The sequence below is a fragment of the Catenulispora yoronensis genome (genome assembly GCF_039531695.1).
GTDB lineage: Bacteria > Actinomycetota > Actinomycetes > Streptomycetales > Catenulisporaceae > Catenulispora > Catenulispora yoronensis.
In genome coordinates this window covers 1-612 of sequence record NZ_BAAAQN010000192.1, presented here as the reverse complement: position 1 = coordinate 612, position 612 = coordinate 1, and the positions used below count along the sequence as shown (strand labels likewise).

Below are 612 nucleotides of genomic sequence, written 5' to 3'. Positions count from 1 at the left end.
AGGCTGAAATTGATGCTGAGCGTAAACGTGCACGCGAGGAGCTGCGTAAGCAGGTCGCTATCCTGGCTGTTGCTGGCGCCGAGAAGATCATCGAACGTTCCGTGGATGAAGCTGCTAACAGCGACATCGTGGATAAACTTGTCGCTGAACTGTAAGGAGGGAGGGGCTGATGTCTGAATTTGTAACGGTAGCTCGCCCCTACGCCAAAGCAGCTTTTGACTTTGCCGTCGAACACAACAGTGTTGAACGCTGGCAGGATATGCTGGCGTTTGCCGCCGAAGTGACCAAAAACGACCAAATGGCAGAGCTTCTCTCCGGTGCTTTGGCGCCGGAAACGCTCTCAGAAGCGTTTATCGCTATCTGCGGCGAGCAACTCGACGAAAATGGCCAGAACCTGATTAAGGTGATGGCGGAAAATAATCGTCTGAAGGTGCTCCCGGACGTTCTTGAGCAATTCATTCACCTGCGCGCGGCCAGTGAGGCCATCGCAGAGGTAGAAGTAATATCTGCCAACCAACTGAGTGATGAACAGCTTGCCAGGATCGTCAGCGCGATGGAAAAACGTCTGTCACGCAAAGTTAAGCTGAATTGCAAAATCGATAAGTCTGTTAT

At 52.0% G+C, this 612-nt stretch carries 2 protein-coding genes; both read left to right on the top strand.

Annotated features, from left to right (window positions below):
- Positions 1-155, top strand: a 155-nt coding sequence (locus ABD481_RS46755; protein WP_044614329.1) for a F0F1 ATP synthase subunit B family protein, incomplete at its 5' end; no start/stop codon positions are given.
- A gap of 14 nt (positions 156-169) precedes the next feature.
- A partial coding sequence (gene atpH / locus ABD481_RS46750; RefSeq protein ID WP_344672354.1) for a F0F1 ATP synthase subunit delta occupies positions 170-612 on the top strand: 443 nt, incomplete at its 3' end.